Origin of the sequence: Clostridium sp. LS (assembly GCF_002760435.1) — a bacterium.
Lineage (GTDB): Bacteria > Bacillota > Clostridia > Clostridiales > Clostridiaceae > Clostridium.
Genome location: NZ_AUUU01000100.1, coordinates 29,586 through 52,502 on the forward strand (window position 1 = coordinate 29,586; position 22,917 = coordinate 52,502).

Here is a 22,917-nt window from a genome sequence, read left to right on the forward strand (position 1 = left end):
CATCATGGTTATTAAAGGCTAGTAGAACATTTACATTTCATTGAAATTTTTGTTCTACTAGCTTTTTTTGATATAATCAAATAAGAAAACTTATACTAACTTAGAAAAGCCCCAATAAGGGGCGTAAAAATGTATAATAGAATAGATTATCATGAAGACTTTTTTAGTAAAAATAAATATTCATAATAATGTACTATTTATAGAAAGTAACTAATAGTTTGTATCATATCATTAACCTTTTGGCTTAAATACCATTGCAGAAATAAAGCCAAAGACTATTGCAGCAGAAACTCCTGTGCTTACTGTCTTTAAAACACCGGTAAAGATACCTATAAATCCTGTGTCCTGAGCATCGGTTAGAGCTGCAGTAACGAGAGTATTTCCAAAGCTGCTTATTGGTACAAATGCACCTGCACCTGCAAATTTTACTAAAGGATCATATAGGCCTAATCCACCAAGTATTGCACCAATTACAACCAGTGTGCAAGTTGTGTGTGCAGGCGTAACCTTTAAAGTATCTGTTATAAGCTGGCCAATAACACAAATCAAACCACCTATGATAAATGAAAAAATTAATTTTTCCATAATTTTATTCCACCTTCTTTTTTACATTTCTATAGAAACAGCATGAGCAATGCAAGGTATGCTTTCTTTTTGTTGAAAGGATATAGGAGACATCAATGCACCTGTTGCAACAACTAATATTTTCTTTAATTCCCCTCTTCGCATACGATTGAGCAAATGTCCATATGTTACACTAGCGGAACAGCCACAGCCACTGCCGCCAGAGAATGCTGGCTGATCATCTTTATAAATTAAAAGTCCACAATCTGTAAATATATCTCTTGGCATGTTTACTCTATGTTTTTCAAATAAAGCATTAGCAAGCTCGTGACCCACTTTTCCTAAATCACCAGTAGCGATAAGATCATAATGAGTTGCATCAATGTTTAAATCTCTAAAATGAGCTTCAATGGTATCTACAGCAGCTGGTGCCATAGCGGCTCCAACATTATAAGGATCTGAAACTCCCATGTCTACTACTCTTCCTATAGTAGCAGAAGTTACTTTAGGTCCATTTCCGCTTTGTGCAAGAACAGCAGCTCCAGCTCCAGTTACAGTCCATTGTGCAGTAGGAGGTCTTTGCACTCCGTAATCAGTAGGATATCTAAAGGTTTTTTCAGCAGCCGCATTATGACTGCAGGCAGCTGCTAGAACATATTTCGCAGCTTTACTGTCGATTAATTGAGCTGCTAAGGATAAGCCTTCCATAGAACTAGAGCAAGCACCAAATATTCCTAAATACGGCATTCCTAAAGTTCTTGCTGCAAAGCTACTTGAAATGATTTGATTCATTAAGTCCCCACTAAAGAAAAAATTAATATCCTCTTTTTGAATATTTGATTTTTGCATAGCCCTTTCACAAGCATGCTCAAGTAAGGTTTTTTCTGCTTTTTCATAACTATCTTGCCCTAGCCATAAATCTTCATGAATTATATCAAAGTCATTTACTAAAGCGCCATTGCCTTCAAAAGGACCGCCAACGGCAGCTGAAGCTATTATTGTAGGCTTAGAATTAAAAATCCAGGATTGATGTCCTTTAAGCATTTACATCGCCCCCAACCATGTTATCGTCATTTTTATGGTAGCAACTACAACAGCAGCAAAAACTCCATAAACAATAATTGCACCAGCAAGTTGAAACATGTTTCCAGCTACTCCAAGCACAAAACCTTCACTTTTGTGTTCAATTGAAGCAGAAGCTATAGAATTAGCAAATCCTGTAATAGGAACAGCAGTGCCAGATCCAGCCCACTGACTTAAGTGATCATAAACTCCAAGTCCAGTAAATAAAACTGCAAAAAAGATTAAAACTAAGGAAGTAGGACCTACTGAGGTTTTTTCATCAAAATTATAATAGTTAATAAAAAACCATTGTAATAGCTGACCAATCGAACATATTGCTCCGCCTACGAGAAAAGCTCTAATACAATTTTTAAATATTGGTCTCTTAGGTTCAATATTACTTACTAAAGCATCATATTGCTGCTGAGCTGTGGTCATTTTTTTCTTTTTCATATTTGACATTTTTTCACCCTCTAACGTAATAAATATGGTTCTAATTTTTTCATGATTTTTTCTAACTTTTCAGCATTTTGTGAATACATAGTTTTTGCAGCTTCATTGTCACTATCTAAAGAAAATGACACAAGATCAGCTTGGGTTTTTTTTATACTTACATATAACATTTCTTTGACTTCTGTTTTGGGAACTTGTATTAAATCATCAAAAAGATCAATATATAGGTCTCCAGAAGAATCTACTTGACCAAGAAAAACATTTTCAAGTGAGACGCCTTTGATTTCTAATTGGGTTGTAAGCCATCCTTGATTTAATCCAGCATTAGTAAGTCCTTCATTTAATATATTTCCATCTAAAATAACTGTTTGTGGTTCGGTCTTTGATCCAACCTGCTTTCCTAAATCAGAAGCGGTAACAGGTTTCTTATCAGCCTTTAAGCTTACATTTATATCACCTGTAGTCTCCATTACAGCAAATTCGACATCAGCTAAATTAAATGCTTTTTTAGAACGTAGTTCCTGCAAAAATTCTTGTCCTGTAATTCTTTCTTTAGATAAGTTATCTTCCATTACCTTGCCGTTTTTAATCAGGACTCTTTCTTTACCATGTAACACATTATATACCCACTTACTTCTCATGGAAGCATAATCTAATATAATAGGCATCAAAGCCCAGACTGCCAGTGTAGTTAATCCAAAATAAATATTATTAATAAGATTTAAAGAAATTAAAGTAATAATAATAGCAATGACAGCATAAGAAATTAAGTCGAAAGGAGTTGCTCTAGTGAGGGTCTTTTTCTTCATATATTTTGATACAACTAATGCTAAAAAAAACAAAATTACTGAATTAAATAATATTATTAACCAAGTATTCATATTCCACCTCACTTAATTGCCTTTATATTGTGGTTCCTCAAACTCCATAGTTCCTACTCTCTTCTCCAAATCTACTTTAATTTTACTTATTTCTTCAAATGCTGTATTAAACGCATCCCTAGCTTCTTTATCACATTCTTGTAAGGAATACATTCTTAAAGTAGCCTCAGCTCCTTTTAAAGTAGCTAATGTTTGTTTTACTTTTGATATCGCTGTCATATAAAAGTCTCCTTTAATATTTATTAAAATTTTACTAAATTACTTTATCCAATAAGTTCGATTTTAATTCGTTTTTTGCCCAATGATTATGAAATTTTTAAAGTATGAAAGAACTACACAGTTTAGAAATTAACAAATGTATGGTAGAGAAATTAATGAAAAATCTTTAAAAAGAGTTTAACAAATCAAGTTAAATAAAGTATTTAGAAGTAAATTCGTATATTATAAAAAAATGAGAGTGTTGGGAATAATTTTGATATAAATAAATTGAATATTTAGATTCATTATGAACAAAATATAGTGGTCAATTAAAAAAATATAAAGGAGGAATTTTGTATGCCAACAGGAACAAAACTAGAAACGGCGCTAGCTAGTGCTAAAGGATTAGCAGCAGATATGAAGACATTTTCTTTAGATACAGATAATGAAGAGGCAAAACAAATGTTTAATCAACTTTCTTGTACAATGGAGAATGTAGCACAAACACTACAATCAAGATTTGATTTTGTAAAACAAGAAGAACCACAATATAATAAATAATTTATTAATACACTTTGATATTTATTTAAGTTTATATTAAATAGATATTAGAGTGTATTATTGTATACATATACATAATTTAAGAAATAGATATTTGATTGAGAATTTATAACTTGTTATCCTAAATGTAAACATATATAAGAAACAAAAAAGTTAAAAGAGTTCTTTAACTTTTTGATCAATACTCCTTTAACTTTAGAATGCTTTAATATTTATTTTCCTAGGTCATTCCAATGCTCATAAGCTTCATTTAAAGCAATAAGTGAACTAGATTTATCTCTTGCCATTATAGCTCCACGAAGATGTGAGATGCATATATCAAATTGATTTATTTCATCTCTTTCAGAACTAAATTGGACTCGTTTGACTATTTTTTTCCAAGAGTTAGATAAGTTATCTGTTTTAATATCAGCACTTTCCCAGTTTTCTGATTGTATATCATGTATAAGTAGTTGTATTGATTCTGAAATATTATCATCAATGCCGATAGGTTTCTTTAAAATATCGCCGCTAAGCATAATTAATATAAAGAAGACCAGTGATGCTATAGGTATAGATACGACTAAAAATTTTCTCATAATAGTTTCCTCCTCAATAAGGACCTTTATAATCACCGATATCTGTTATTTTCATCATATGGTCGTTATATTTGTCAATATATAATGACCCTGAAGGTGTTAATGTTGCAAGAAATACTTCTGAAATATCTTTAATTTCATGCATTTTTAGCTGTTCCGTAATCCATTTCTCAGTTTTATTAAGTTGTCTTAAATTTTCATGTATGAGAATTCCATCGTAAATAAGTTCTGTGCTTAGACCACTTGGTGCTTTGAGTATACTCATATCTTTTGGTGTTAAATTCTCGTACTCCGGTTTCTTTAATACCGATAACTGACCATTTGGTTCGATTATTGCAAAATCTACCTGAGATAAATCAAAAACATCTTTAATTCTAAGTAGTCCCATTATATCAGCAGCTGTGTATTTCAGTTTCCTTAATGCACTTTCCATTATCTTACCATTCATAATAACAATCGTAGGTTCACCCTCTATATATTTTGCAGCATATCTCCATTTCTCGGTGATAATTTGCATTAAATATCCCAGTAAAAACCAAGTAAAAAGTCCAACAAAATGTGGCCACGCTCTACTAGATAAGTCTGTAGTAAGAGTTGCAGCAATAGACCCAATTGTTATTCCAAGAGCATAATCAAAAAATGTCAATTGACTGATTTGCTGTTTTCCAAGTATCTTCGCAAAAATAAGTAAAGAAAAGAATGCAATGATAGCACGCACAAAAACTACTAGTCCTTCATTCAATTATATGTACCTCCAATCTTAACAAGATAAATTTATTATTCTACCTGAATCGTATTTTATACTGTTAAATTAGAACATTTTAGGCATAAATCTAAATAGGCCTAGTAAAATATAAGTTAATTAATTAATTTTTAAGGAAAAATCTATTTATGGAACAAAATAATAATTATTAATTAGTTAATAATCAACAACAGTAGTTAGAGGGGATAAGGCAAGCCATCCAAGGCGAAATAAATGATGGGCTATTTTATAATTACCTTATAAGCCAAGCATCTACTGACGAAGAAAAAGTAATATTGAGTGCCATCAATGAAGAAGAGCTTAGACATAGTAAACAATTTGAAGGAATTTACAGAGATTTCACAGGGATGGGAATTCAAACAGAGGGAGAAGAGAATTTTGAAATTCCAAATTCATATTCAGGTGGAATAAAAACTGCTTTATTTTATGAAGTGGAGATGTTGTAAAGTATAGATCTATAAGAAGACTTCCAGAAGGCGTATATAAAGACGTATTATTTGATATAATTATAGACGAATTAATGAACACATCAATACTCAATTATTTATTAACATTAAATGTAAATGTGAAAAAACTATCCATGGATGAAAGTTTTATGGGGCGCTATACAACTGGATATAATACAAGTAATTTTATTTTAGATGATTGGGCGAATTATATTATATCGTTGGTTAATCGTGTACAGTTAGAGTCTAAAGGAAATAGTAATTGGGAAAATTTATTTCGCAAATATATTATATTGGGTATACTTTTAGGACAAGGATTAAATCCTAAAGAAGCTGTTGAGCAAATTGAAGAGTGGAATAAAATAGAAGCTGATAATGCACGTAAGAACTTTGGATATTTATTTTAAATACTCACATAATAATAAAGACTTCATGACTAAACTTATTATTTTATTTTGCCTTCTTACTTATAGGTAGGTAGGCTTTTTTATTTTTGTTAATATAGGCGCTCATAAATTTGTATGTAAATAATAAAATAGAAGTAGAGTAATTATATTGAGGAGAAATAGTATTCGTGGAATACAATGATAACACAGAGGCAACTAATAGAAAATTTTTAGAAGCAATTGGTGATTTAAATGAAGCTTTTCAAGATGAAAGAAGTGATTTAGTCTATTATGAATATCTCGCTAGTATAGCACCTACAGCCAAAGATAGAGAAATAATATACTCTATCATACAGGAAGACCGTGTAAACGCAACACTATTTAGAAGAATGTATAAAGAGCTTTCAGGTATTGACGTTTCGCGTAATCCCAAAGAAAAGTTTGTAATGCCAGAATCATATATAGCAGGTATTAGCGAGGCTATAAATAGAGAAACAAGAGAGATGGACCGTTATAAAGCAATTAGAGAAGGTTTTCCTACTGGTTCATCATATATATATACGTTATCCAATATAATTGCAAATGAGTTAAAGCACATTCAACTATTTAACTCTATACTTTCTTTAAATAATACTGTAAATAGTAATACTATTAATTCATCTAGTGCTATGAATTATACTATGACTAATACATCAAGTAATACTCCTATAAATAATTCATCAAAAATTGAAAATTTAGTGGAACAACATACAGCTAATTTCTCTCTAGATGATTGGGCCAGATTTATTAGACCATTAGTTAGTCGTGTTTTATCAGAAGATGAAGATAGAAATACCGTACAATTTTTTAGAAAATTAATTTTGTCAGGAATACTTATTGGTTTAGGAAACAGACCTTTAGCGGCTATTGAATTAGTTGAAAGATGGCAGCAAAATAGGGCTTCTAATTTGCCAAGAATGAATAAAATGAGTACATGTAATATAAACGATATTTTATTTTGAATAGATAATTTAAATATTCATATAATAATAAAGAATTCACCCGAATTCAATCATAATATTCTCGCTCCCTTATTTACAGGGGGCGTTTTTATGTTCCTAATACAATTATAATGTAATTAATTATGAAAATTGAAAAGTAGGTGATATATAATTATCAATCCAACAATGGTGAATTGCCTAGCGGCATGATAGCTAGGCTTATCTATGAAAAATAAATTTTAAATTACTTGGTCTTCTATAATTACTGTCAAGTTAAAATAGATGTAGACCTAAAAGATGTAATTGTTGAATTATAAACTATATTTTTATACTGGTATCATTGAAGTATATAAAACATAAACTAAAAGAAAGTCATAAATACAAGTACCGCTCATTCTCTCAAAAAATAAACAGGTGGATTTACATTAAGAAATCTCACTTGTTTATTTTTCTTAGCAAGATAAAATAGATATCGGATACTACTTTAGCATTTCAGAACTTTCAGTCATTAACGTTAATGTGTCGGCTATTTTACAAACTCTATCTTCATTGGTAAGTACAATTAAATAATCACCAGGATAAATAACAGTATCTCCCTTTGGAATTATTTCTTCTTCACCTCGTTTAACAGCGACTAGCAAACAACGAGATGGCCATTTGATTTCTTTAATTTGTTTTCCGTCTAATTTTGAACCCATGCATACTGGAAATTCTAAAATGGATTTATTCTTTTTGTTTCCTATAGAAACTTCTTCACCTTTATTTTTAAGAATTTTCTCAAGTAGTGATTCATAAATAGGCTTTGAACCTAAAACATCTGCAATTATATAAGCAACTATAGAAACAATAGCTAAAGATAGCAAGTGATTAAAGGAACCTGTCATTTCTGTAATTAATATAGTTCCTGTTATAGGTGATTTAACTACGGAAGCAAAATATCCAGCCATACCGAGTATAACAAAATTACTGATATACATACTATCAAAGTGAACAAAGTGTATAAGTATTACGCCGTATGTATTTCCAATTAAAGCACCAATAGTTAGTAGTGGAAGAAATATTCCTCCAGGAGCTCCTGAACCAAAACTTGCCATAGTAAATAAAAATTTCATAACAAGAATAATTACTAAAAGTTTCAAAGAGAAATCTCCATATGTTAAGGATGTAATAAGTTCATGACCTCCGCCTAAAACTTGTGGCAGTAAGATTCCAAAAGCAATTGAGATTAATAAAGGAATTATAATTCGGAACTCTTTTTTTAGCCATATTTGTTTTGCATATAAATCTTGAGTTTTTAAAAGAGTTTTATTAAATAATACTCCTAGAACGCCTATAATAATACCTAATATAATTATATAAAAATAAAATTTAAGTGGTAGCAGGGCAAGATCGCCAAAATTAAAAACTGGCTTTAGTCCTAAAAAACTACTAGCTACAAAGTCTGCTGATAGAGCAGAAGATAAAGCCGATAATAAAATTAATGGTGAGAAATTTTTATGAACTTCTTCCAATGCAAACATTGTTCCAGCTAAGGGCGCATTAAAAGCAGCTGCAAGACCTGCGCTAGCACCACTTGTGATAAGGTATTTTTCTTCGATTTTTATCCTATTGAAAACTTTACTAAAGCCTTGTCCAATTGCAGCACCTAATTGAACGGATGGGCCTTCTCTTCCTAAGGAAAGACCAGCGCCTATTGAAAGAACTCCTCCTAAAAATTTACCCAGTATTACTCTCCACCAGGTCATATCAAGCTTTCTAAGTAAAACTCCTTCAACTTGAGGAATTCCACTTCCGCTAATCATTGGTTCACTTTTAACCATTAGTCCAACAATATATCCAATAATTATTAGAACTAGGATCCATGGAAGAATAAGTATAGGTTTAGTGCATATAGCTTTATAAATATCATCTAAGATAATTCCAGCTTTTTCAAGTGCTAAGCGATATAACACAATCAATAAACCAGAAGTAATGCCTATACCTATTCCTTCAAAGACAAGTTTCAATCTGAAATTATGCCAATGAAATAAGGTATTATACGTATTTTGTTTATTTTTTGTTTCCAATTTTATGCCTCCATTATTGCTGTATATAAAAATTAATCGATTTACATCTTCAATATGTGAAGATGCAACATATATATATTATAATATATATGTCAATATGTTAATATAAAAAACTAAATTATAATGAACAATTTATAAAATAGTTATTTTTCCTTCTTCATCTACACGTTGAATTGCCCCAGTTGTTCTTAATAAGGAGCCTATAACAGAATATATAAATCCAGTAGTTATATTTATATTAGGAGTAAGTGAAAAATTAGTGGTACCTGCCTGAATTTTATTATATATTTCATTTAATCTAATAATTGAAACCCTAGTATAAATAAGAGTTGTATATAAGCTAAGACAACTTGAAAAGGCTGCTATTTCACTTGGAGTTGGATGTTGAGTGTTTTGTTGTTGCTGTTGTTTAGTCTGATTGCTTTCTTGTTTTGGGTGCTGCTCTGAATCTTGTTGCTGGCTCGGGTTATTCTGCTGACTTTGCATAGCTCTTTGTAATATTAGACCTATAGCTTCTTTAGCTGAAGTAAGACCTAAAATCATTGAAAGTAAATCTATATATGCTGATGATATTTCTATTTGTATTAATTTCAAATCTAATTCGTCATTACCAGTAAATTGTGCAATAGGATTATGGATTTCATGCATAATCGAACCTCTGAAAATTTAATATACTATAATATATAAGAAAATGTATTATAGTTTGTGCAGTTTAAATTAAGATTTATAATATTAATAAATGAATTTGTATATTTAAGAATATTTTTAAGGTTCATGTGATTCTTTCAGATATTGACATTTTGTTTACTTCCGAACAAAGAATTCGTAATGCTTGATTCATTTACAAAAGGTGTTAATACTTCTTTATATAGAGAATAAAGAAAAATATAATAGCATAAAAATAAGACTCAATCAAACTAATGAGTCTTATTTTTATAGAATAAATATTATTTAGAGTGTATATTTTTCACCCAAATATTCATATCCTCAAAGGTACCACAAATATTACAATTATTTACCACTCTGCCGGTATAGTGGTAATTGTGTTTACTTAATATAAAATTTATACTTGGGTTAATAGCTCTTGATAAGCTATACAAAGTAAGAAATCCTTTTGCCTTAAGATTGCGTTCTAAAGAGAATATAATATTTGATAGAATCCCTTTTCCTCTGTATGCAGGATAGGTAGCACAATCTGTTATTTCAGCATTTAAGTTTTCTTTATCCATATCAGCTGAAGCCACACTAACAATACTGCCAGCATAGACAGCAACTTTATATAAAACTTTCTCTTTCATAGTTTGTTTTATATATTCCTTATTATAAATAGGAGATGGATATGTCAAAAAAACTGTGGAAAATAGTTTGGTTAATTCCTCAATATCATCTTCAGTAGCAGTTCTTATTGTATATATTGGATTATTTGGCTTATGCACATAAGTATTTTTTATTGCTTGACAGTCTTTTACTAATAAATCTTTTTGGGAAAGGTTGGTACATATTTTTCTATCGCTGCTAATAAAATATGACATGCAAAATGCATCCATGCTTTTGAAATATCCATCAATTTTCCCTTCTGGGATAAAACCTGCATTAATGAAAGTGTCAAATAAATCAATATTACAGTTACATATAATTTTGCCTAAATGCAATTTTGAGGCAAAATGAATTATTCTTTTAAGATTTTGTAGGGTAATATTATTTAAATCAACTATTTTTAGACGTTTATTTGTTAAATCTACAAATACTTTAGTGCGGTCTATTTTAGTATAGTAGTTATCATTTAATTCACATTTATCTGCTCGCATTAATCTCTGATCTCCTTTTCATCCTTACGTTACTTTTGGGGGCTAGACAAATTCGTTCATTTCTATAAAGTTTTTCTAATCCTTTTGTGATATTTCTGTTTCAAAAACTGTCGGAATAGCTTGTCTTCTGATTGGACAATTATAATAATTGGGATCAATTAGTGTTACATAGTAAGGCGTTATTGCCATTTCCAGCTATTCCATTCTTCTTTAGAAACATTTTTCCATAAGGAAATGTCTTTATAATTTTTCTTCAAATTAATCACTCCTTTAATCGTTGACATAAGTATATTAAGGTACTTATAAATTATTAAGCTTAGAATTAGCTTGAATGTCAGCTGCAATCATATCTTGGAAATTACTATTAGTTGCTGCATTGTTTGAAGTGCATAAATCATTAATAATCTTTGATAAACTTAGTACATCACTCATTTCATAAAATCCAATTTTATCTTTTATGAAATTTATAGCATGAATTGCACCAGCAGCAAAAACTTTTCTAGAAAAGGATTCATGAGAAATTGTTATTTTATCATTTTCACCAACAATTAACACTTCATGTTTTCCGATTACACCACCGGCTCGTACTGAATTAATAGGAATCTTTTCTTCAGAAATATTTTTCCCTAAGTATACTAAGCCGTCTTCTATCTCACTAACAATCTTTAATGCTGTTGCAGATGGAATATCCTTTTTGTACTTATGGTGCATTTCTGTAATTTGAAAATCATAATTATTTAGTAAAATAGATGCTAATTTTGTTAAAATCATTAACACATTCACTCCAAGGGTTATATTAGGTGCATAGACCATACCAGTTTTATTATAAGTAACAATATCTTTTATTTTCTTTAATTCAGATTCTGAAAAACCTGTAGTACCAACAACTAGATTTATCCCCATTTGACATATGATTTTTGAATTTTTTATAGTAGCTTCAGGTGTTGAAAAATCCACTACAACATCAGGTCTGTAGTTTAATAAGCATTCCTCCAATTTATTAGTACCTTCAATCTTAATTCCAATTTCTTGAATTCCGATTGCTTCACCTAAGTCCATATGTTTTTTAGTACTGCCAGGACTACACATAGCCGATACGATTTTAATACCACTTTGTTTAAAGATCATTTTAGCAATTTCCTTCCCTGTCTTTCCAAGACCAATCAAACATACTTTTACCATAGAAATCCTCCTTTAATTATTAATTTGAAAAACAATAAGCTGCAGAGAAGTCTCTGCAGCTTATTAGCCAATAATATTATGAGTATACTTAAGAAAGTATATTTAGCAGTATACAAAAAAACTTCTCTCCAACGCTTACGAGATTAGCTGACGGATTCGGGTCGAAGAAAATTAACCCTACTTATTAAATAATAAGATTCACCCCAAAAAATGGTTCTCCCGCTCAATATGATTCAGCGCTATAGTATTATTTTATTTTTATAATTTTTAGTATCTGTATATAACCATATCATTTTTACATATATATGTCAATGTATATATAATAAAATTATATATATTTGCATATATATATGTAAAGTGATGAATAAATTCCCTGCACAAAATAAAATTTAGTTCATACATATGAAGATTCATCGAAGTATTTATATTAATTACATGCGGAGGATTTAAATGAGAAAAAATATTGAATCAGAAAAAATATTTAATGATATAAATTATGATAATTATATTGTTCAATATCAAGGTGATATTGTATCAGAGATATCAAAGGCGCCAAACTATTATTTAACAATAATAAATGATAGGTTTGCAATCGTATCAGTACCTAAAAATGTGGAAATTAATATGGAGGGGGAACCATACATTCAGTCTATAGTATACGTTGTTCCAGCAGAATTTTATACACTGCAACAAATTTCACCAGTTGAGGCTTCACAAGCTGATTATATACAAGGAGGATCTTCTCTAGACTTAACTGGCAAAGGCGTTAATGTTGCAATAATTGATTCGGGAATTGATTATTTAAGTGAAGAGTTTATGGATAGGAATGGGCTGACAAGAATAGAAAGCATATGGGATCAGACAATTAAAACAACAGTACAAATACCAAATGATCCTGTACCATTTGGTATGGTATATGGTAGAAATCAAATAAATGATGCTATAAAAGCATTTAGAGAGGGGAAATCGCCATATGATATAGTTCCTAGCAGGGATGAAATAGGGCATGGAACTAATATGGCAGGAATAATAGGAGCAACTGGTAAAAATCCAAATTTGAGGGGAGTAGCTCCTGATTGTGATTTTGTAGTAGTAAAGCTCATAAGAGATTTTTCATATGAACGTCAGTTCCCAGAAACTACTGTACCAGTATACAATTTAACAGCTGTGCTTACAGCATTGCAATATTTATATGAATATAAAGAGGCTAGCAGAAAACCAATGGTTATATATTTCCCTCTTGGAACTACTTTAGGCAATCATAAAGGAGTAGGTACAATTGATGAATTTATGAATACTATTTTAATTAATCCAGGTATAGTTATAGTAGCTGGATCCGGTAATCAACGAGATGTAGGAGGCCATGCATCTGGTACATTAGTACCAATTAGTGGTGTTCAGGCTATGGGTACAGGCGTTATGGAACTAGACGTTTCTCCAGAACAGAAAAATTTATGGGGAGTTCAAATTTGGGTGGATTTGCCTAATATAGCATCTTTAGAGGTAGTATCGCCTTCTGGGGAAAGCACAGGACGAATACCAGTAATAATTAATTATACTACTAATCATACCTTTATATTTGAAAAAACAAATATGAAGGTTAATTACTATTTTCCAGAAGAAATAACTGGAGATGAGTTAATACGTGTTAGATTTTATAATTTACAGCCAGGAATATGGCGACTTAGACTATATTCAGATTATATTTTAAACGGAAGGTATAATGCGTGGCTTCCACAGCGAGGGCTTACGGTTGGAGCTACTAGGTTTAGTAATCCAGATCCATTTGGAACAATAACAAAGCCTGGTAATGCAATTTATGTTGTAACTGTAGCTGCATATAATCAAAACAATAATAATATTGTGGAATATTCTGGAATGGCATTTTTAGAATCCTATGTAGATATAATTGATGTTGCAGCAGGAGGAGTAAATGCATTAACAGTTGCACCTAATAATAGAACAGCTATTGTTAATGGAACTAGTGTATCAGCAGCTGTTGTATCTGGAGTTTGTGCCATGTTATTTCAATGGGGGGTAATTGATGGTCATGACCCTAACATGTTTGCTCAAACTATTAAAGCCTATCTTGCTAAAGGAGCAATCTCAAGAAGTGGTGATATTATACCTAATCCGTATTGGGGATATGGAATATTAAATGTGCCTAAGATATTTAAAAATATGACATAAGAATATAAAAATTTTATTTAAAGTATGGAAATACTTATTTTTACATCAATATTCAATATTCTATATATTGACGCATATATATGTAGATGTTAGTATAATTAAGTTATAGTATATTTTGTTAAGAAATTATTTGCATGATTAATTGTTTATATATATGGAGGTTATTTATGGATAGCACGCTTAGATTAAAAGAAGAACTAATAAAAAAAATGGAAGAATTGATTTCAAATAACGAGGGGCCTTTTAGTATAGTATCTGCTGATATTGATGATTTCAAAAATTTAAATAATATATATGGTAACTCTACTGGAGATGAAGTTATAAAAAAAATGATGTCAATTTTTAATAATAATTTATCTTCCACAGATATGGTTTGCAGATGTGGTGATGAATTTAATATATTGCTCGTAAAAAAGGGTGCTGAAAGAAGTTTTATGGAATTGGAAGAAATAAGACGATACTTATCAGATAATACATTTAAATTAAAGGAAAATTCTGAAGAGAGTATCTACTTTACCTTGAGTTTTGGAGTAGCAAGTTATCCAAGAGATGCTAAGAATGTTATAGAACTTTTCAGAGTAGCTGATAGTGCTCTATTTAGAGCAAAAGAGTTAGGAAAGAATAGAATATGCCTTTCAGAGGCTGAAAGTATGGTTTTAAAATCTAATTATTTTACTAAAACTCAACTTGACAGACTTTCTAGGCTTTCAAAAGCAACTGACAGAACTGAAGCCTTTCTGCTTAGAGAAGCTCTAGATGATTTGTTTAAGAAATATAGTAAGTAGTTAATAAATATCAAATGAATATTAAACATTACTTTTAATGCCAGTTAAACTTTTAAAGTATTATTATAAGTTTAACTGGCATTAAAATTTATACATTTATTTAGATTTCAACTCATCAATATGAATAGTCGTGTACTGATCAGATTTAAGTGTTTTAACTATTTTTTGCAGAGGTGAATTTTCGTCATAAATTATATTAAGCTTGTTGTTGGAAGTATTAAAATTTATATATTGTAATTCAACATATGGATGATAATAAAAACTATGAAGTTTATCAGGGTCTTCATCATTAAGTCCATCAATTATAGATGTTGGATCTGAATTGTGTACATATCCTAATGGGGTAGGGACAAATAAGTGATAATCATCTAAGTTATATATGTTGTTTGTTGTACTGTTGAAAGGTTCGTATATAAATTGAAAATATTGTTCAATAACGCTCTTTTGAAGTTCGGTTTCCCCATAATGAGGACTTTCAAAATAGGAAATAGGAATATTTAAAGCACTTGCTGTATCAATTCCATTTTCCACTATGGCTCTTACATCAGATTCGGTATTATTTACATCTTTCGTCAATTCATTACCAGGCCCGCTTTTTTCATCACCATGCTGATGAGTATAGCCATGAAGACCTATTTCGGCGCCTTTATTAATTAAATAATCTAAAAGATTAACAAAGCCTACATTTGCTATACTATTGTTTGTTAATAAATCATTATCGATATTATCTGTAGGAGACTTAAATCTCGGAATCCAGCTAACATGAAATTTCATGTCTTGAGAATAAAGAAGATTAGCCATAAGTTTTACTTTTGTTTGATTTTGATCCACAGCATAATTGCCGCCACTACCGAAATCCTCTAATCTAATTAGGGCAACCTTATCATTATAAAGCACTGGAGAATCTTTAGGAGCTTTAATATTATCATTAAGTAAACTAATATTCTTGATTTTAAAGTTAAAAACAGCAATTAAATCGAAAATTTCTTCTATGTCCGAAATTGAAATATAATTACTATTTTCGATATTTACTAAATTACCACGAAGAGAGCCTGTCTTAGAATTTTTTGTATAGGAATTTTTAGTTAAAGATATCGTATTATCGCTGTTAGATATTGAAATTTTATTGTCTAAAATATCAAGTTTATAATTAAGTTTTGAACAGATGAAATCAAGTGGTAAGTAATATCTTTGGGATTTAAGTAACATAGGAACATTAGTAATGTTAGATTCATCTAGAATATTTAAACTTACACCGCTAACCTTTGTTATTGGCCTATCTTCAAAACTAATTTTTGGAGTATATGAACTTTTAAAATTATCATCTGGAAGTGAACTGGCATAAACAACATTATTTATAACAGTAATGTCTTTATCAAAAAATTTATAATAAAAAAGTGGATGAGAGAATATGAATATAGATAATAATATTGGCAATATAAAGATAATTAATAAATTTTTTTTCTTTCGCATAATTTTTCCCCCTAATTGTGTAGAAAATATTTTCCTAAAATATTTTAGTACAAGTTTGTGACAAATAGTTGTCATAACATAAGGGGGGTGTATTTTATTACCATATTATAAAAAGAATACATTATAATAATATATTAGTTTTTATGCCTTATTGAATTAGAATTTAGATAATATATTTTTTATTTTTGTAAAAGCACCTTGACTTGAAGGGCCTATATATCTTTTCTTTGGATATTTATCTTCGACAGCTTTAATATATTTATCAATTATGGAATTGATATTCGTGGATTCAGTTAATTTAAAGAATGCATATTGTTTCTTCTCTAATAATTTTAAATTTTTTTTAAAATAAGAATCAATTCTCATCCAGTTAAATTGTTTGGATATATTTTTTTGATTAAAACCAGTAGCATAACTGCCAGGTTCAATGAGAATTACAGGGATATTAACATCCTTAAGTTCTTTTAATTCTTCATTTAAAGATGGTCCTATAGCTTCCAGTGAGAATTTAGTTGCACAGTATGGAGATAGAAATGGTATAGGAGAACGCCCAGCCAGGGATGATAAGAAAATTATTCTCCCTTCTTTTCTTTTAATCATTTGTTTTAAAACTAACTGAGTTAATTCAATCGGAGCAAACACATTGGTTTCGAATGTATTTCTATAACTATTAACGTCTATCTCAGCTACTGAGCCAGAATCACCAATGGCAGCATTATTTATTAAAACATCAATGTGAATAGACATTACTTTTAACCGGTCATTGTCACATAAAATGTCTAATTTAAAGCTTTCAAGAGGAAGATTATATTTCTTATTTAGTGCATTTAACTTATCTGCTTGTTCTTTTGTATGCGTTGTTGCATACACATAGTGGCCTCTATTTGCTAATGTAATTGCTGCTTCACGTCCAAGGCCTGAACCACAGCCAGTAATTAGAATTTTTTTCATTATTATCACCTTAATTCATTTCAGATTTAATTAAAAATGTTACATATAAATTAATTTTAGAAAAAAATTAATAAATATGCATTTGTAAAAGTAAATAAAATTATATAGTTCAATTTAAATATACAGGCGTAAATTTACTGTTTTTTATATTTAATAAAAGTGTTTAAAATTAACAGAAATAAAAGCATTTAATAAAGTAAACAATAAGAAATAAAGAAATTATATCATTAAGATAAATGTTACTAAGGAGGAAAAAATGAAAAATAAGTTTAAATATGTTTTAGTAAGTTTTATAAGTTTATTTTTTATTATCTCTATATTTGATGAAAATATAAGCAGTGCTATGACATCCTCTATTCTATTGAATAATGAGCAATGTCTGGAAAGCAAGGCAATTGCTGAAGAGGATAAAAAAATAATTTATTTAACTTTTGATGATGGACCTAGTTATAAAGTAACTAGCAAGGTTCTAGATATATTAAAAGAAAATGAAGTAAAAGCGACTTTTTTTCTGATAGGCAGTCAAATAAAAGATAAAGAAGATGTGGTAAAGAGAATATACAACGAAGGGCACAGTATTGGTCTTCATACATATACTCATAATTTTAGAAAGATTTATTGTAACGAAGATAGGTTCATACAGGAAATGATGTTTTGTCGAAGCGAAATTCAAGAAGTTATTGGAGTTGCACCAAATATAATACGATTCCCGGGTGGTAGTTACAAGCATTTAAGTAAAAATTATTTAAAAAAATTACATGATAATAATTTCAGAGTATATGATTGGAATGTGGATAACTGCGATGGCTTAAATCCAAAGATTCAACCGTATAATTTATATGTAAAAGCTATAAAAGGAAGCGATAAACTTGATAATATTATATTGCTTTTGCATTGTACTGATATGAATAAAAATACATGCAAAGCACTTCCTAAAATAATAGATTACTATAAGTCCCAAGGATATGAGTTTAGGATTATTACAGATGAAACAGCAGAATTATATTTTCCAATAAAAAAATAAGTATTAGTAAGCATTTACTAGAAATTGAGTACCGCAACATTTACATAATTTTATTGTATATTAGTTTTGCTATGTTTTTAGCGGTTGATTTGCAAGCTCCTTTTATTTCAAATAAGTTAAAATAATGAATACAATTTTTAATGAATGTCATACTACTTATATAAGGCGCACTGCTCTATATGAAACTCGACTTTTTTAGTTAATTTATTAGGCCTATTATTTGGTTAAAGAAAGAAGGTTAAATACTTTGAATGTCTCATCTAATTATCAAGAAAATATTCAGTTAATTCATTCACATTTAGCAATAGATAAAAGTTTTGATATTGTTGAAAGACCATTTGTAGTAGGGGGGAGAAATTCTGTTCTGTATTTTTTAAATGGATTTATTAAAGATAATATTATGGAGGAGATATTAAAATCATTTTTTAAGATAACTCCTGAGACTATGAATTCATATGCAACAATAAATGATTTCATAAATAATGAAGTTAGCCATGTGTCTGTTAAAGGTGAAACTGATTTAGATAAAATTGTTTTAGCATTATTAACAGGTCAAACAATAATGTTTATTGAAGGTTATCCTGCATTTGTAATTTTGGATTTACGTACTTACCCAGGGGCAGATTCATCAAAACCCGAAAAAGAAAAAACCTTAAGAGGTGGAAGAGACGGCTTTATTGAAAAATTAGTATTTAACTGTGATTTTATCAGGAGGAGAATACGAGATCCTAGATTAGTTATGGAAATACATCAAATAGGAGATGTATCAAAGACAGATGTTTGCCTTGCATTTATAGATGGAGTTGCAGATAAGAAAGTACACGATTTAATAGTTGAAAGTTTATCAAAAGTAGATATAAAGGCTTTGACTCTTGGCGATCGAAGTTTACTTGATACTATGTGTACAAATAATAGGTTTAATCCGTTACCAAAAGTAAGGTATACTGAAAGACCTGATATAGCGGCTGCACACATAGTTGAAGGAAAAATAATCGTCATTGTTGATAATTCACCAAATGTTATGATTCTTCCAACTGGAGTTTTTGATTTTTTACAAAACGTAAATGATTATTATTTTCCGGTTTTTACTGGAAATTATTTAAGAATTATTAGAAATTTAGTAATGATCTCAACAATTTTATTTACCCCAATATACTTACTGTTTATAAATGGAAATATTTTTTTTTCAAGTTTTTTCAATTTTTTAAAACCTCAGGATTATTTTCCTATTCCAATGCTATACCAATTCATACTTTTAGAATTTGCTATGGATTTATTAAAGCTAGCAGGCTTAAATACCCCAAGCCCACTTGGAAGTACTATGTCTTTAATTGGAGGTTTAATTCTTGGTGAATATACAATAAAAACAGGTTGGTTTACCAATCAAGCTGTTTTATACATGGCTGTAGTAACCATGGGGGATTTCATTCAGCCTAGTATAGAAATGAATTTTGCTGTAAAATTTGCAAGAATGATTTTATTGGTACTTTCTGGATTCTTTGGTTTCTGGGGATTTATAGGCGGTATTATATTTATATTTATAATAATGGCAAGTACTAAAACAATAGCTGGAGATAAATATTTTTATCCATTAGTACCATTTAATTGGCAAAAACTTAAAGGGGTACTGTTTAGAACAAGAATATCAAATGACGTTCAATAAGTGCATTGAGTGCAAAGCCATTTAGAAGCTATAATACGGTGAGATTTTATGAATACTTGATTATTATCATAATATATACTATAATTAATGCGATAATAAAAAGTAAATATAACTAGATACGGTTGGACAAATTTATATTTGTTTTCAAGCAATTAGTTTCTGGGGTGGGAAACTCTTTTTTGAGTATTCCCACTTTTTTTGTTTAATTTTTTTCAGTGAGGATTTAAATAATAATTAATTAAAAGAAAGGATATGAGATATGAAGGATAAGATTAAAAACAAAGTTTTAAGTCCATTTTTATATTTTTTTAGAAGTGAATCTTCAAGTGGAATAATACTTTTAATATGTGCTATTGCTGCAGTTATAATTGCGAACTCAAGTTTTGCAGAAATATACGAACATATACTTCATACATATGTAACTGTTGGATATGAAAAATTCTCTTTATCAATGTCAATTCTTCATTGGATTAATGATGGATTAATGGCTATATTTTTCTTAGTAGTTGGTATGGAAATAAAGAGAGAAGTAGTATTTGGAGAGCTTAAATCATTTAAGAAAACAATACTTCCGATCTCAGCAGCTATAGGAGGAATGGTAGTACCTGCAATTATTTATGCATTATTTAATTATAACGACCCAACTATCACAGGATGGGGAATACCAATGGCAACTGATATAGCATTTGCTATTGGAATGCTTTCCTTAGTTGCAAAAAATGCACCTAAAGGTATAATTGTTTTTCTTACAGCCTTAGCTATAGTTGATGATTTGGGAGCTATTATAGTAATAGCAGTATTTTATAATAGTCAGATTTCATTGTTAGCTCTTGGTATAGGATTAATAGTTTTTATTGCACTGTTATTAGCTAATAAATTCAAAGTTAAATATACATCTGTTTATATTATTTTGGGTTTAATTTTATGGGTTTGCCTTCTAAAATCGGGCATACATTCAACAATTGCCGGAGTTTTACTTGGAATGACATTGCCAATTGGAGAAAATATTCACAAATTTAAAAATTCCATATTATATAAGCTTGAACACACTTTAACACCTTGGTCTAGCTTTGTAATTATGCCAATATTTGCTTTCGCAAATGCAGGTATAACAATCAACGCTGATAGTTTTTCAAGTAATATATTTTCGCCAGCATGTTTGGGAATTATATTTGGTCTCTTTATAGGCAAACAAATAGGTATATTTGGAACTTCATATATTTTAGTAAAATTAAAAATTGCTAAGTTTCCATCGAGTGTAACAAAAAGACATTTATATGGTGCAAGTGTCCTTGGCGGTATTGGATTCACTATGTCAATATTTGTTTCATCGTTATCATTTACAGATACAACTATATTATCTATGGCAAAAATGAGCATTATGATTGCTTCAATTTTAGCAGCAATATATGGAACCATAGTTTTTAAAGTTATAAAGACAAAAAGTAGAAAAATAAGTACATTTTAAATAACTGCAATCAGGAACTTTTAAAAAGAGTTTCGAAATAATTTTATAAAATTAAATTTATCTTTTAAAGAACTGCTAACAAGTTGATAAGTTTATGTTATTATTTCAAATATTTATAGAGAGGAATGTTGATGAATTCTAAATTAAGACAATAATATCTATAATAAAGCTTTTCTATTAAGTTAATTTATAGCTCGCTTTCGCTCAAACAAAGGAAGAAAAACACAAGCTAGGTGAAGAAAGTGGTATTTCTATTTATAAATGCTAGTCATAAAGTACATGCTAATATCAGGATAGGTGTATAGCTTACATTTTTCATTGATTTTATTGCCTGCGGCAGCAAGGAAATTGTCCTAGCCCTAAAGGGCTGTGACAATTAAAAATATATTTGTTAGAGCTACAGCTCTAACCTATTAGTATTTTCATTTAATTATTAGAATGTTATTAATGTAATCCATATTATATTTTGTTTATAAGTATGTAGTTAATTTGTTTACTCTATAAATAGATAGATTTGTTATAGTTACATACGTACTTACTGTAATATGAGACTCTAATAAGAGAAATTATTTGGGCGCTTAATCCATCACCCAAAAAAGGACAAGTCATACAGCAAGAACTTCTAGACTTAGATGAATTTTCCGGCAAGCTTCAACTTCATCTAAGTCAAGAATTTCTAGGCATTAGACTAGTCCTTTATTTGGGTACCCGATGGGCGCAGAAGGCATGCACACTTCGCTAGAATAAGTCGTTGTCCCGTAAATGTCCAAGCTAAAATATTAAAGGCCATGAACTTTTTATGGTCTTTTTGTGTTTATAAAGATTTTGAAAATTGAAGGTTTTTCCTTAATTTCAGCTGGGACACTTCGGGAAACGTTATTTAGCTAAATGTACATGCCTTCTTTGCTGTATTAGAGTTTCTTGATGAAGATGATGGAGAAGGTGTTACTATAGTTTTTGGTGTATTGTAATACTGGAGATAATGCTGCATGCGCAGATAAGAGTTTTTATTAAAATGTAAGAATGTGAAGAGAAAGTTAATGTTTTTATTTTCCTATGACGATTCTTTAAATTTACTTCTAAATTTTAACTTCAGAAAGAGTCAATACGTAATTCCAAGGAGCTTTGCTCCAGTGGAATTACATTGACACTTTCTTCATAGATTAATTTAGATGCAGTGATAGGATTAAAGGCTGCGCCTTAAATCCTATGAACCATAGAAAGCATATGGAATATAGATTGCTCTAAAGATTATGGAGAGGTACTATTGGTTTATTACACGATTTATGGAGAAGTGATGCATATGCATAAGAAAAGGGCGCCTTGGACTTGCCCTCACAAGATAGAGATAAGATTTATTGGAAAGTGAAGGCAGGTCCACAATGTACATACTTACCTGCTACTCCTTACTAGTAATGGCGTTCTTTCCGCTTAA

General features: G+C 29.8%; 22 protein-coding genes, 1 riboswitch and 1 other annotated feature. Of the genes, 9 read left to right on the forward strand and 13 right to left on the reverse strand.

What is annotated here, in order from left to right:
• Positions 1–231: 231 nt before the first annotated feature.
• The 5 genes from spoVAE to COL3_RS20010 are packed head-to-tail and all read right to left on the reverse strand — an operon-like array spanning position 232 to position 3,179.
• Positions 232–585 carry a stage V sporulation protein AE gene (spoVAE, locus tag COL3_RS19990; protein ID WP_008425966.1) on the reverse strand — a complete coding sequence of 118 codons (354 nt, stop codon included), beginning with the start codon at positions 583–585 and terminating at the stop codon, positions 232–234.
• 21 nt (positions 586–606) lie between these two features.
• Positions 607–1,608 (reverse strand): stage V sporulation protein AD, encoded by a 1,002-nt coding sequence (gene spoVAD, locus COL3_RS19995; RefSeq protein WP_008425967.1) that lies wholly within the window; start codon positions 1,606–1,608, stop codon positions 607–609.
• A complete protein-coding gene (gene spoVAC / locus COL3_RS20000; protein ID WP_008425970.1) occupies positions 1,609–2,088 on the reverse strand; it encodes a stage V sporulation protein AC in 480 nt (159 codons plus the stop codon).
• 11 nt (positions 2,089–2,099) lie between these two features.
• The gene (locus tag COL3_RS20005; protein ID WP_008425972.1) at positions 2,100–2,960 is read right to left on the reverse strand and encodes a DUF421 domain-containing protein; all 861 of its coding nucleotides are present in this window, start codon (positions 2,958–2,960) and stop codon (positions 2,100–2,102) included.
• A 12-nt stretch (positions 2,961–2,972) separates the two neighbouring features.
• The gene (locus COL3_RS20010; protein ID WP_008425974.1) at positions 2,973–3,179 is read right to left on the reverse strand and encodes a DUF1657 domain-containing protein; all 207 of its coding nucleotides are present in this window, start codon (positions 3,177–3,179) and stop codon (positions 2,973–2,975) included.
• A gap of 336 nt (positions 3,180–3,515) precedes the next feature.
• Here COL3_RS20010 and COL3_RS20015 point away from each other — a divergent pair, with 336 nt between their 5' ends.
• Positions 3,516–3,719, forward strand: coding sequence for a DUF1657 domain-containing protein (locus COL3_RS20015; RefSeq protein WP_008425977.1), 204 nt, complete (start codon positions 3,516–3,518; stop codon positions 3,717–3,719).
• Positions 3,720–3,931: 212 nt separating this feature from the next.
• Here COL3_RS20015 and COL3_RS20020 read toward each other — a convergent pair whose 3' ends face one another.
• Positions 3,932–4,297, reverse strand: a complete 366-nt coding sequence (locus COL3_RS20020) for a DUF4363 family protein (RefSeq protein ID WP_008425978.1) — start codon at positions 4,295–4,297, stop codon at positions 3,932–3,934.
• A gap of 13 nt (positions 4,298–4,310) precedes the next feature.
• Positions 4,311–5,039: a DUF421 domain-containing protein gene (locus COL3_RS20025; protein WP_008425980.1), complete on the reverse strand. Its 729-nt coding sequence runs from the start codon at positions 5,037–5,039 to the stop codon at positions 4,311–4,313.
• 296 nt (positions 5,040–5,335) lie between these two features.
• On the opposite strand from COL3_RS20025, the gene COL3_RS28455 reads away from it, so the two are divergent.
• The 3 genes from COL3_RS28455 to COL3_RS20035 all read left to right on the forward strand — a co-directional run bounded on the left by COL3_RS28455 (position 5,336) and on the right by COL3_RS20035 (position 6,893).
• The gene (locus tag COL3_RS28455) at positions 5,336–5,506 is read left to right on the forward strand and encodes a hypothetical protein (RefSeq protein WP_180277966.1); all 171 of its coding nucleotides are present in this window, start codon (positions 5,336–5,338) and stop codon (positions 5,504–5,506) included.
• A gap of 149 nt (positions 5,507–5,655) precedes the next feature.
• The gene (locus COL3_RS20030; protein WP_099716694.1) at positions 5,656–5,913 is read left to right on the forward strand and encodes a hypothetical protein; all 258 of its coding nucleotides are present in this window, start codon (positions 5,656–5,658) and stop codon (positions 5,911–5,913) included.
• A 167-nt stretch (positions 5,914–6,080) separates the two neighbouring features.
• Positions 6,081–6,893, forward strand: coding sequence for a ferritin-like domain-containing protein (locus COL3_RS20035; protein WP_008425984.1), 813 nt, complete (start codon positions 6,081–6,083; stop codon positions 6,891–6,893).
• Between the two features lie 458 nt (positions 6,894–7,351).
• Here COL3_RS20035 and COL3_RS20040 read toward each other — a convergent pair whose 3' ends face one another.
• The 4 genes from COL3_RS20040 to dapB form a co-directional block, all read right to left on the reverse strand.
• On the reverse strand, positions 7,352–8,938 hold the full coding sequence (locus COL3_RS20040; RefSeq protein WP_008425986.1) for a ClC family H(+)/Cl(-) exchange transporter: 1,587 nt from the start codon (positions 8,936–8,938) through the stop codon (positions 7,352–7,354).
• Positions 8,939–9,070: 132 nt separating this feature from the next.
• The gene (locus COL3_RS20045) at positions 9,071–9,586 is read right to left on the reverse strand and encodes a hypothetical protein (protein WP_008425989.1); all 516 of its coding nucleotides are present in this window, start codon (positions 9,584–9,586) and stop codon (positions 9,071–9,073) included.
• Positions 9,587–9,885: 299 nt separating this feature from the next.
• Positions 9,886–10,746, reverse strand: coding sequence for a putative beta-lysine N-acetyltransferase (ablB, locus tag COL3_RS20050; RefSeq protein ID WP_008425992.1), 861 nt, complete (start codon positions 10,744–10,746; stop codon positions 9,886–9,888).
• Between the two features lie 300 nt (positions 10,747–11,046).
• Positions 11,047–11,928, reverse strand: coding sequence for a 4-hydroxy-tetrahydrodipicolinate reductase (gene dapB, locus COL3_RS20060; RefSeq protein ID WP_008425997.1), 882 nt, complete (start codon positions 11,926–11,928; stop codon positions 11,047–11,049).
• A 117-nt stretch (positions 11,929–12,045) separates the two neighbouring features.
• A riboswitch (cyclic di-AMP (ydaO/yuaA leader) is annotated at positions 12,046–12,177 on the reverse strand.
• A 201-nt stretch (positions 12,178–12,378) separates the two neighbouring features.
• On the opposite strand from dapB, the gene COL3_RS20065 reads away from it, so the two are divergent.
• Positions 12,379–14,118, forward strand: coding sequence for a S8 family peptidase (locus tag COL3_RS20065; protein ID WP_008425998.1), 1,740 nt, complete (start codon positions 12,379–12,381; stop codon positions 14,116–14,118).
• 167 nt (positions 14,119–14,285) lie between these two features.
• Positions 14,286–14,903, forward strand: coding sequence for a GGDEF domain-containing protein (locus COL3_RS20070; RefSeq protein ID WP_008426001.1), 618 nt, complete (start codon positions 14,286–14,288; stop codon positions 14,901–14,903).
• A 96-nt stretch (positions 14,904–14,999) separates the two neighbouring features.
• Here the strand turns inward: COL3_RS20070 and COL3_RS20075 are convergent, their stop codons facing one another.
• Both COL3_RS20075 and COL3_RS20080 read right to left on the reverse strand, forming a co-directional pair.
• Positions 15,000–16,376 (reverse strand): DUF2334 domain-containing protein, encoded by a 1,377-nt coding sequence (locus COL3_RS20075; RefSeq protein ID WP_008426003.1) that lies wholly within the window; start codon positions 16,374–16,376, stop codon positions 15,000–15,002.
• A gap of 156 nt (positions 16,377–16,532) precedes the next feature.
• Positions 16,533–17,327 (reverse strand): SDR family NAD(P)-dependent oxidoreductase, encoded by a 795-nt coding sequence (locus tag COL3_RS20080; protein WP_008426005.1) that lies wholly within the window; start codon positions 17,325–17,327, stop codon positions 16,533–16,535.
• Positions 17,328–17,583: 256 nt separating this feature from the next.
• Here COL3_RS20080 and COL3_RS20085 point away from each other — a divergent pair, with 256 nt between their 5' ends.
• The 3 genes from COL3_RS20085 to nhaA all read left to right on the forward strand — a co-directional run bounded on the left by COL3_RS20085 (position 17,584) and on the right by nhaA (position 21,482).
• Entirely contained in the window at positions 17,584–18,351 is a 768-nt protein-coding gene (locus tag COL3_RS20085; protein WP_008426007.1) for a polysaccharide deacetylase family protein, read from the forward strand.
• Positions 18,352–18,598: 247 nt separating this feature from the next.
• The gene (locus tag COL3_RS20090; protein WP_008426008.1) at positions 18,599–20,014 is read left to right on the forward strand and encodes a spore germination protein; all 1,416 of its coding nucleotides are present in this window, start codon (positions 18,599–18,601) and stop codon (positions 20,012–20,014) included.
• Between the two features lie 120 nt (positions 20,015–20,134).
• Positions 20,135–20,188 (forward strand) — a sequence feature (sodium ion sensor (DUF1646 type); this cis-regulatory element may regulate processes involved in with the transportation of sodium ions).
• An 85-nt stretch (positions 20,189–20,273) separates the two neighbouring features.
• Positions 20,274–21,482, forward strand: a complete 1,209-nt coding sequence (gene nhaA, locus COL3_RS20095) for a Na+/H+ antiporter NhaA (protein WP_008426009.1) — start codon at positions 20,274–20,276, stop codon at positions 21,480–21,482.
• The last annotated feature ends 1,435 nt before the right edge of the window (positions 21,483–22,917 follow it).